This is a genomic window from Pseudoalteromonas sp. RB2-MNA-CIBAN-0110, from assembly GCF_040309305.1.
In the GTDB taxonomy this organism is placed as follows: Bacteria; Pseudomonadota; Gammaproteobacteria; order Enterobacterales; family Alteromonadaceae; genus Pseudoalteromonas; species Pseudoalteromonas arctica.
This window is the reverse complement of the sequence record NZ_JBEOOQ010000273.1, coordinates 1-247: the sequence shown is the minus strand read 5'-3', so window position 1 is coordinate 247 and position 247 is coordinate 1. Positions and strand designations below refer to the sequence as shown.

The 247-nt window shown below is 46.6% G+C and carries 1 protein-coding gene; it reads right to left on the bottom strand.

Features of this window, described 5'->3' with window-relative positions:
* The coding region (locus AAEY68_RS21465) for a 3'-5' exonuclease (protein ID WP_350586874.1) at window positions 1-247 on the bottom strand (247 nt) is incomplete at both ends.

Here is a 247-nt window from a genome sequence, read left to right as displayed (position 1 = left end):
CACTAATCTTATCTTCAATATGTTCAATTAACTCAACAAACTTGGCAACAGCTCCAGAAGCGCGACCCGATAAATGCTGTTGCTCTACAATGGCTTTAGCAGCATACCAAAGCGGCAAGGATTCAGCGCGAGCGCAGTCACGTATATGGCTTAATGTTTTATCGCCAATGCCGCGGGCGGGCGTATTAATAACACGCTCAAATGCCGCATCATCTTGGCGGTTACCCACTAAGCGTAAGTATGAAAG